Source organism: Micromonospora sp. NPDC004336 (genome assembly GCF_053602615.1).
This window is the reverse complement of the sequence record NZ_JBSGDY010000034.1, coordinates 36,029-45,311: the sequence shown is the minus strand read 5'-3', so window position 1 is coordinate 45,311 and position 9,283 is coordinate 36,029. Positions and strand designations below refer to the sequence as shown.

At 77.5% G+C, this 9,283-nt stretch carries 7 protein-coding genes and 1 pseudogene; 4 read left to right on the top strand and 4 right to left on the bottom strand.

Annotation, left to right across the window (positions count from 1 at the left end; genetic code table 11):
* From ACWENR_RS10520 to ACWENR_RS10505, 4 genes and pseudogenes are all read left to right on the top strand, one after another.
* Nucleotides 1-632 (top strand): annotated as a pseudogene (locus tag ACWENR_RS10520) (hypothetical protein); the annotation flags it as partial.
* 196 nt (nt 633-828) lie between these two features.
* The gene (locus ACWENR_RS10515) at nt 829-1,434 is read left to right on the top strand and encodes a response regulator transcription factor (RefSeq protein ID WP_452276749.1); all 606 of its coding nucleotides are present in this window, start codon (nt 829-831) and stop codon (nt 1,432-1,434) included.
* Between the two features lie 200 nt (nt 1,435-1,634).
* Nucleotides 1,635-2,216, top strand: coding sequence for a response regulator transcription factor (locus ACWENR_RS10510; RefSeq protein WP_452276748.1), 582 nt, complete (start codon nt 1,635-1,637; stop codon nt 2,214-2,216).
* 98 nt (nt 2,217-2,314) lie between these two features.
* Nucleotides 2,315-2,758: an OsmC family protein gene (locus ACWENR_RS10505; protein ID WP_452276747.1), complete on the top strand. Its 444-nt coding sequence runs from the start codon at nt 2,315-2,317 to the stop codon at nt 2,756-2,758.
* Between the two features lie 119 nt (nt 2,759-2,877).
* Here the strand turns inward: ACWENR_RS10505 and ACWENR_RS10500 are convergent, their stop codons facing one another.
* The 4 genes from ACWENR_RS10500 to lanKC form a co-directional block, all read right to left on the bottom strand.
* Nucleotides 2,878-4,674, bottom strand: a complete 1,797-nt coding sequence (locus tag ACWENR_RS10500) for an ATP-binding cassette domain-containing protein (RefSeq protein WP_452276746.1) — start codon at nt 4,672-4,674, stop codon at nt 2,878-2,880.
* A complete protein-coding gene (locus ACWENR_RS10495) occupies nt 4,671-6,398 on the bottom strand; it encodes an ATP-binding cassette domain-containing protein (RefSeq protein WP_452276745.1) in 1,728 nt (575 codons plus the stop codon). Before ACWENR_RS10495 ends, ACWENR_RS10500 begins: the two co-directional genes overlap by 4 nt.
* 72 nt (nt 6,399-6,470) lie before the next feature.
* Nucleotides 6,471-6,590, bottom strand: coding sequence for a SapB/AmfS family lanthipeptide (locus ACWENR_RS10490; protein ID WP_013734295.1), 120 nt, complete (start codon nt 6,588-6,590; stop codon nt 6,471-6,473).
* A gap of 6 nt (nt 6,591-6,596) precedes the next feature.
* Nucleotides 6,597-9,191 carry a class III lanthionine synthetase LanKC gene (gene lanKC, locus ACWENR_RS10485; RefSeq protein WP_452276744.1) on the bottom strand — a complete coding sequence of 865 codons (2,595 nt, stop codon included), beginning with the start codon at nt 9,189-9,191 and terminating at the stop codon, nt 6,597-6,599.
* Nucleotides 9,192-9,283: the final 92 nt, after the last annotated feature.

Below are 9,283 nucleotides of genomic sequence, written 5' to 3'. Positions count from 1 at the left end.
CCACAGCAGGGCCAGTACGCCCAGCCGCGCCACCGCCCACGGTCCCCCGCCCGTCGTCGCTCACCACGCGGGTCGCCGCGGTCGGGAACTCCGTGCTGCGGCCGGTGGCCGCGACGGTGTCCGCCGTCGAACCGGTCCTCCGCACGACCCTGTCCACCACGCGGGGCGTGGTGACGCACGTCGTCGGGCTGGTCGGGATGGTCGTCGCCGGGCCGCCGGCCACCCCGGGCCACCCCGCCGAGCCGGCGTCGCCCCCCTGGGACGTTCCGTCACCGGCCGGTGCCGCACCGGCGGGGTCCGACGCGCGAGCGGACGAGCCGCGGCAGACCGGAAGGGGGGCACCCTCGCTCGTCCCGACGGCGGCGACGGTCCCCGCGTCGCCCGAGGGGCCGGGCTGGTGCCCCGCCATGACCGGCGGCGCCGTGGCCGACCCGGGGCCGCCGCCCGCGGGGCTTCCGTCCGTTCCCGCCGTCCCGCAGGACGACTGCGCCGCCACCACGGACGGCGGCGTCGCGGCGGCGGCGGGGCCGGCCGTCGACCCGGACTGGCCGACGCCGGCCGGGTTCGGCCTCCTCCCACCGCCCGCGATTCCCGGCGACCGGCTCTGCGGAGTGAGCGCCCGCCCCGGCTGAGGTCCGACGGGACCCCGTCCCGCGCGGTCGCCCGGCTGGTCCGGTCGCACCGCCCGGCGCGGGGTCACACGGAGCCCGTGCGCGTCGTACGACACCGGACGCGGCACGGGCAGGACCCCGTCCGTCCACGCGGCCGTCCCGCGCAGTCCCGTCAAGGGGACCGGGCCGGCCGCGTATCCCAGATCGGAGCCACGCGTTGATCCGCGTTGTCGTCGCTGAGGAGATGCGCCTGCTGCGCACCGCGCTGTGCGCGGCGCTGTCGGGTGAGAAGGAGATCGAGGTCGTCGCGGAGGTGACCGGGACGGCGGAACTGGCCGCCGTGCTGCGCCGGCACCGGCCCGACGTGGTGCTGGTGGACCTGGCGTCGGACGTGCCGCAGCCGGTGGAGGTGGTCGCCGAGATCACCGGGGCGGCGCCCGACACGGCCGTGCTGGCGATGGGACGCCGGTGGAGCCCGGCGGTGGTCGGTGACCTGCTGGCCGCCGGCGTGCGGGGCCTGATCGGCAAGGACGCGCCGTTGGAGGCGCTGGTCGGGGCCGTCCGGGACCTCGCCGCTGGCGGCAAGGTCATCGACGCGGAGGCCGCCGTGACCGCGCTGCACCCCCCGTCGAGCCCGCTGACCCGCCGGGAGGTGGAGGTGCTGCGGGTGGCCGCCGAGGGTCTGCCGCTCAAGGAGATCGCCCGCCGGCTCTTCCTGGCGCACGGTACGGTCCGCAACCACCTGTCGGCGATCATGCGTAAGACGGGCGCGCGCAACCGCATGGAGGCGGTCTGGCGCGCCCGCCGCGACGGCTGGATGTAGCCGCCCCCGGGCCGGGCGGTGTCCCCGTCCGGCCCGCGCCGCCGCCGTCCGGGATGGACCACCCGGGCGGTGTCCCCTTCCGGCCCGTGTCGCCGGCCGTCCGGGATGGACCGCCGGGTGCCGCTCGCCGAGCGATACCGATCGGTACGTGTTTGAATGCGGACGGTCCGTGATCCGCTCGACGACGCTCGGGAAGGTCAGTGGTGATCCGTACCCTGCTCGCCCTCGACGGCGCCCTGGTCCGTGGCGCGCTCTCGCTCGTCCTCGCCGCCGAGGAGGACATCAGCGTGGTGGCGGAGCTGGATCGGGGTGACGATCTTCCGCCGGCGGTCCGGGCACAGCGTCCCGACGTGGCGGTCGTCGATCTCGACCTCGTCGACGGGGCCGGTGTGCCGGGGCAGTGCCCCCTGCTGGTGCTCGCCGACCGGCGTCGCGCGCGCCGGCTGTACCGGGTCCTGACACCGGGGCGGACCGTCGGCATCCTCGGCGACGACGTCTCCCCGCACCGGGTGGTGGACGGGATTCGGCGGCTGGCCCGACGGGAGTCGGTGATCGACGCCGACCTGGTGATGGCGGCGCTGAACCGGGACAGCCCGCTGACGTCCCGGGAGACGGAGATCCTCGACCTGACCGCTGCGGGGGCGCCGGTCGTGGAGGTCGCCCGGGCGCTCGGGCTCGCCCCGGGCACGGTGCGCAACCACCTCGGGCGGATCGCCCGCAAGGCGGGCGCGCGGACCAGGGTGGAGGCGGTGCGGGTCGCCCGCGACGCCGGCTGGATCTGACGGCGGCGGGCGCGACAGAGGCGGGTCGGGCCCCGGCGGCGGGGCGGGATCGAAGGCCGGTGTCCCGGGCAGGGGAGCGCCTGGGTAGCGTGCCCGTCATGAGTGCGGACACCTTCCGCTCGGTGGAGATCGAGCGCACCAGCGTCGGGGAGTACGTCGTGCGGAACGGCCGCGGCGGCTCGATGTCGATGGGCACCGGCGAGGACGCCAGCTTCACGCCGGTGGAGCTGCTCCTGGCGGCCATCGGCGGCTGCACGGCGATCGACGTGGACCTCATCACGAGCCGCCGCGCCGAGCCGATCCGGTTCTCCGTCGAGGTCACCGGCGACAAGGTCCGGGACGAGGCCGGGGCGAACCGGATGCGGAACCTGGAGGCACGGTTCACCGTGACGTTCCCGGAGGGCGCGGACGGCGACCGGGCCCGTGCGGCGCTGCCCCGGTCGCTGGAGCAGTCGCACGACCGGCTCTGCACCGTCTCCCGTACCGTCGAACTCGGCACTCCCGTCTCGATCGTTGAGGCCGCCGGTTCCACCGGGGACTGACGTCCGGCGGGCGTCACCGGTCCTCCCCGGCCGGTGAGCCGGGGAAGTGTCGTCCGGGACACCTCACCGGCGGGCGGCGTCACCGGCCCGGTGGCGTTCTCGCCGGCCGGCAGCGTCGGTCACGCGTGGGCGAGGGGCACGCGTGGCGGCGTCGCCGCGTCCTGCCAGTGGCCCACCAGCTCCCGGTAGGTGGGGGAGCGGCGCAGCAGCTCGTCGTGGGTGCCGGCGACGGGCCGGTCGCCGTCGAGTACCAGGACCCGGCGGGCCCGGGTCGCCGAGCTGATCCGGTGCGCGATGACCACCAGCGTGCCGGGGCGGCGGGCGAAGGCGTCCTCGACGGTCGCCTCCAGCGTCGGGTCCAGGTGGCAGGTGGCCTCGTCGAGGATCACCAGCGGCGCCGGGGCGAGGTAGGCGCGGACGGCGGCGACGAGCTGCCGTTCCCCGGCGGACAGCGCGCCGGGGTCGATCTCGGCGGCCGGACCGCCGAGGCGGGTCACGAGGGGGCGGGCGCCCAGGGCGTCGACGGCCGCCGCCACCGTCGCGTCGTCCGCCTCGGGGTGCAGGTAGCGCAGGTTGTCGCCGAGGGTGCCGCTGCGCACGTACGCCTCCTGCGGCACCAGCACCCGCAGCCGCGCCAGGGTCTCGGGCGCGACGGCGTCGACGGGCGTGCCGGCGAGGCGTACCGTGCCGGACTCCGGGCGCGCCAGCCCGGCGATCAGGGCGGCCAGGGTGGACTTGCCGGCGCCGCTGGGCCCCACGACGGCCAGGTGCTCGCCGTCGGCCACGGTCAGCGTGAAGTCGGCCAGCACGGGCCGGGCGTGCGGGCCGTACCGGAAGGTCAGCCCGCGCAGCCGCACCGCCGGCGGCGCGGCCACGGGCGCGGCGGGACGCGGCGGCGGGTGCGGCACGGCGGGCGGGCGGGGCGGGGCCGGGTCGGGCCGATCGCCGTCCCCCGGCGGCGGCCCGGGTGGCGGGCAGGTGCGCAGGATCCGGTCCAGCGTGACGGCGTAGCGCAGCCCGCCGCCGCCCACGCCCTGCACGACGGCGTGCAGGGCGGGTTGCAGGCCGGTGGTGACGTAGACCAGCGCGCCCAGCACGGCGCCGGTGCTGAGCCCCTGCCGCACGAGCCACGGCGCGGCCAGCAGCAGCACCACCACCGGCAGCCAGCCGCCCAGCCCGAGGCTGAGGCTGCGCAGCGCCGCCATCCGCGCGAGGGTCCGCTCGGCGTCGGCCTGCGCGGTGACCCGCCGGTTGACCCCGGCCGCCACCCGGTCCTGCGCGCCGCAGGCGACCACGTCGCGGTGCCCGGCCAGCGCGGCCGCCGCCGCCCGGCCGAGTTCCTCGCCGGCGGTCACCTGGGCGCGCTGGTGCGCCACCATCGCCGGCAGCGCCGCCGCGAACACCGCCAACCCGACCACCAGCGGCGCGGCCACCGCACCCGCCAGCGGCGGCGCCAGGGCCAGCAGCCCGAGCAGGGCGGCCCCGGCGGTGAACAGGAACCCCCGGACCACCAGCAGCAGCCCGCCGAAGGTGTCCCGGACGACCTCCGCCTGGTGGGTCAGCCGGGCCACGGCCGCGCTGTCCGGCCGGCCGCCGGCCCGGGTGGCGTCGTGCAGGGCGGCGTGCACCACCCGGGCGGCCAGCTCGTCGCGGAACGGCTCGACCACGGCGCCGAGGCTGCGGTAGACCCGCCCGGTGGCGGCCGCGCCGACCAGCACGGCCGCGGCGAGCGCGGCCAGCCAGGCCAGGCCGGTGGCGAACTGGCCGGCCAGGAAGCCCCGGTCGACCGCGCGGGCCACCAGCAGCCCGCCGAGCAGCGCCGGCAGGGACTCGACCACCGACCAGGCGGCGAGCCGGCCCAGCGCCCGGCGGCGGGCGCGCAGCGCCGCCCAGGTCGCGTGGCGTACGCCGCTCACCGGTCGCCACCGCCGGGCGCGAAGACGGCCCGGTACTCCGGGTCGGGCCACAGCCGCCGGTGCGGCGCCAGGGCCCGCAACCGGCCGCCGTCGAGCCAGGCGACCAGGTCGGCGGCGGCGGCCGTCGTCGCGCGGTGGGTCACCACGAGGCGGGTACGGCCGCCCGCCCCGTCCGCCACCGCCCGGGCGATCCGGTGCTCGGTGGCGGTGTCCAGGCTGGACGTGGCGTCGTCCAGGATCAGCAGCCGCTCGGCGGGGAACGCGCGGGCCAGCCCCAGCCGCTGCGCCTCGCCCCCGGACATCGGCGCGTCCGCCAGCCGGGTGCGGAAGCCCTCGGGCAGCCGGGCGACGACGTCGGCGACCTGCGCCGCCCGGGCCGCGGCCAGCACCGGCGCGGTGGCCGGGGCGCCGTCGGCGGGCGGGCGCGCCGACGGGTCGGGCAGGGCCAGGCCGATGGCATCGTGCACCGTCTCGCCGACCAGCACCGGCCGGTCGAAGGCGTGCCCGACGGCCCGGCGCAGCGCGGCCCGGCTCAGCCGGCGCAGCGGCACCCCGTCCAGCAGCACCTCGCCGCGGTCCGGGTCGTGCAGCCGGCCGGCCACGGCGGCGAGGGTCGACTTGCCGGCGCCGGAGCGTCCGACGACGGCGACGGTGGCGCCGGCGGGAACGGCCAGGTCGATACCGGCCAGGACCGGTCGGCCGTCCTCGGCGCGCACGCCGACGTCGCGCAGCCGCAGCTCTCCCCGGCCGGGCGGCAGCGGGTCCGCGCCGTCGGGGCGCACCGGGTCGGCCAGGGGCTCCGCGATCCGGCCGGCCGCCGCGCGGGCGCGGACCAGCCGGTTGAGGGTGGCCAGGACCGCGCCGAGCCCGGCGCCGAGGGCGGCGTACTGCACCGCCGCGACCAGTTGACCGGGGGTGAGCCAGCCGGCGGTGAGCGCGTACCCGCCGACGGCCACGACGGACACCTGGAGCAGCGGGCCGACGGCGGCGGTGCGGGCGCTCGCCCGGGCCAGCAGCCGCCAGCCGAGCAGGCCGTAGTCGCGCAGCTCCGGCAGGGCCGCCAGCACCCGGTCGCGTTCCCGGTCGACGGTGGCCGCGGCGGCGATGGTGCGGGCGCCGCCGAGCGCCTCCAGCAACCGGCCGGCGATGAGCCCCAGCACCCGCTGGTACCCGCCGACGGCGGCGGAGGCATCGGTGACGAAGGCGCGCATGAGCACCGCGAGCAGGGCCAGCCCGCCGAGCAGGGTGACGCCGAGCAGCGGCTCGATCAGCGTGAGCGCCACGACGCTGCCGACCGGGGGAAGCAGCGCGACCACGCCAAGCGTCACGGCGGTGCCGGCCTGGCCGGCGTCGGCGGCCTGGCCGACGAGCCGGCCCACCAGGTCGCCCACCGGGTAGCGGCGGACGGTGCGCACGTCGGAGGCGAACAGGTGGCGCAGCAGCCGCCGGCGCAGCAGCGCGGTGGCCCGGGCGGCGCCGTAGCCGCCGGCGAGGTCGGCGAGGACGTCGGTGACCATGAGGAGGGCGACCAGGCCGCAGGCGGCGGCCGGCCACCAGGAGCCGCGCCCGCCGACGGCGGCGTCGACGGCGAGCCCGAGGGCGGCGGGGAGCGCCAGTTCGGCGGCCGCGCCGACGAGCGCGACCGCCCCGAGCAGGACCGTCCAGCCGCCGCCGTCGCGGACCACCCGGCGCAGCAGCCGGTCGGGGCCGGTCAGCGTCCGCATCGGACCTCCCACCAAGACGTGCGGCCCTGGGCGGGTACGTCTACCCGCCCAGGGCCTCGCGTGACGACCTGATCAGTTGCAGGTCGTGACGGACAGCGAGCTGTCGCCGCAGAGCAGCAGGCTCGCCCGGCTGCCGCCGCCGGTGCGGTCGGCGGGGGCCATCTCCAGGCCCTGAAGGTCCAGAAGCGCCATGTCGTGTCACCTCCTTCCGTGCTGGTCGGTCGGGTCGGTCACCCTCGCGTCGGCGAGGGAGTCGGTGGCGCCCGTCAGGGGCGCGAGGAACGGCAGGGTCACCGGCGCGTCGTGCCGCGCGGCGGCCAGCGCCAGCAGCACGCCGGCGGTGCCGGTGCCGAGGTCCATCGACAGCCGCAGCAGCTGCTCGCCGGGGAACGCGGTGCCGTCGGCGTAGGGCAGGGCGTGCCAGGCCAGGCGCCGCACCTGCGTCGTCAGCTCCCGCCGCAGCCCGGGGTCGTCGGGGTACGCCGCGAGGTAGGCGACGATGCCCGCCCGCCCGGCGAACAGGCCCGACTGCGCGTAGAACGGGGACCGGGCGGCGCGGCGCACGCCGGCGCTGGCCTCGGCGAACCGCTCGTCGGCGTCGTGCCGCAGGTACTGGTCGAGCACCAGCCCGATGCCGACGCTGCCCTGCCCGAGGTAGGGCATGGTGCGCCAGCCCTCGTTGACCTCCAGCGCGCCGTCGGGGCGTACGACGCAGCGGCGCAGGTCCTGCCGCAGGGCGGTCGCGGCGTGCTCCAGCAGGGACCGCTCGCCGGTCAGCTCGTACAGCCGCACCAGCAGCAGCGCCGGCCCCGTCCGGCCGCGCAGCAGCCCGGCGTACGGGTTGCGGCCGCCGCTGACGTCGGGCCCCGGATCGTCGGCGAGCTGCTCGACCACCCGCTCGGTGGCCCGCCAGGCCGCCTCGCGCAGGGCCGTCTCGCCGGTGCGCCCGGCCAGCTCGGCGAGGTTGAGCGCGATCCCGGACAGGCCGCCCGCGAGGCTGTGGTCCAGGCCGTCCAGCGGCTGGCGCAGGCAGATGTCGAGCACGTCGAGGGCGTCCTGCCGGCGGTCGAGCGCCGCCAGGGCGTACGCGACGCCGTGCAGGCCGTCGTAGAAGCCGCACCGGGTGCCGGCGGCGGGCGACGTGGCCCGGCGGACCAGCCACCGCTCGTGCTCGGGCCAGCGCCCGGCGCCGCTGACGTGCAGGGCGTACAGGACGCCGGCGGCGCCGTGGGCGAGGTTGAGCCCGCCGCTGCGGAACTGCTCGATGTCGCCGGGGAAGAGCCGGTCGTCCCGGTCGGGCGTCGCGCTGGCGATGATCGCCCGGGCGAGCCGGTCGCGGTGCGCGGGGCCGGCGTCGACGGTGAGGTCGGGGGCCGGGTCCGCCGCCGGTTCGCCGGTGATCTCGGCGACGGCGGCGTCGAGGAGCTCCCTCGGCACCGGGAAGTTGGCGGCGATCACGTCGGCGAGGTGCGCGGCCTTGGCCGGCGCCAGCCGGACCAGCTGGGTCAGCGGCAGGAACAGCGCCAGCCGCAGGCAGGCCAGGGCGTAGCGGTCGACGGCGGGACCGGTGCGGTCCCGGGGCGCGGCGAAGCCCTGGTTGCGCAGGCCGGGCCGGCGGTGCCCGTCGATCGGGGCGGCGACCTCGAAGTCCACCAGCGCGATCCGGTCGTCCGGGCGGACCATGACGTTGAACAGGTGCAGGTCGCCGTAGACGAGGCCCCGCTCGTGGATCGCCGTGACTACCTGCTCGACCTGCCGGTGGACGTCCAGCGCCCACCGGGTGTAGTCGGCGCGGTCGGCGTCGGTGGCGTCGGCGTCGATCAGCGGGTACCTGTCGACGAGGACCTTGTTGAGCGCGCGGCCCTCGACGAACTCCAGCGCGAGGAACCGGTGCTCGCCGAGGGTGAACTCGTCGTGCACCCGGGGCACCTGCGGCAGGTCGGCGAGCCGGCGCAGCGCCTCGGCCTCCCGGGCCAGCCGGGTGACCGCGTCGGCGCCGTCGGCGTCCAGGCCGGCGTGCGGCCGGGCCTCCTTCAGCACCACCTGCGTGTCGGTGCGCAGGTCCCGGCCGACGTAGAGGCCGCCGCCGTTGGAGAAGTGGATGACCTTCTCGATCCGGTACGGCACCTCGTCGGTGCTGGTGGCGTTGCGGGCGGCCAGGTGCGGGCCGAGGAAGTCGGGCAGCGTCACCCAGGACGGCACGTGGAAGACGGGATCGCGGCGGTCGGGCACCAGGGTGCCGCTGTCGTCCTCGATCGCGGGGACCACCTGGCCGTCGGGGGAGTGGCAGAAGCGGGCGGCGAAGCCGCCGTAGCGCACGTACACCGGGCCGGCGCCGTGGCGCAGGTCGCTGAGGATGTACGGGCCGGGTTCGCCGGCGAGCAGCTCGTCGAGCTCCTTGCAGGCCAGCTCCAGCTCCGCGTCGTCCCGGGGGTAGACGGTGACGAACTTGCCGCTGGCCGCCCGGGAGGCGTACTTGGAGTTGCGCAGCAGCAGGGTGCGGGGGCCGCGCAGGAACTTGAACGACAGCCCGCGCGGGACGCAGTAGTCCCAGACCTTGTCCAGCACCCGCTCGGCGTTCTCAAGCGTCGCCGAGACGTGGATCTTCCAGCCCTGCTGCGGCAGCGTGCCGCCCTCCGGGGCGTAGATCAGCCAGTCGTCGAGCGGCTCGGAGCGCCAGCCCTCGGGCACGGGCCGTCGGGCCGCCGCGAAGGTGGGCTGCTCCACCGCGTTGCCGAGCGAGTCGTAGAACAGCCGGTCGGCGGCGCAGTAGCTGTCGTAACGATCGTCCACCGTGACCACTCCCTCCGCTGTTCGGTCGAGCCCTCGGCCCTGCTGACGGATATGAGTCTGTCCGTTCGGCCTATGGCGGCTCCAGTGTGATC

What these genes read in the sequence shown, in the direction of transcription:
- ACWENR_RS10505 (WP_452276747.1), top strand. Translation starts at nt 2,315, where the DNA reads ATGAGTGCGGACACCTTCCGCTCGGTGGAGATCGAGCGCACCAGCGTC.
- ACWENR_RS10495 (WP_452276745.1), bottom strand. Translation starts at nt 6,398, where the DNA reads ATGCGGACGCTGACCGGCCCCGACCGGCTGCTGCGCCGGGTGGTCCGC.
- ACWENR_RS10490 (WP_013734295.1), bottom strand. Translation starts at nt 6,590, where the DNA reads ATGGCGCTTCTGGACCTTCAGGGCCTGGAGATGGCCCCCGCCGACCGC.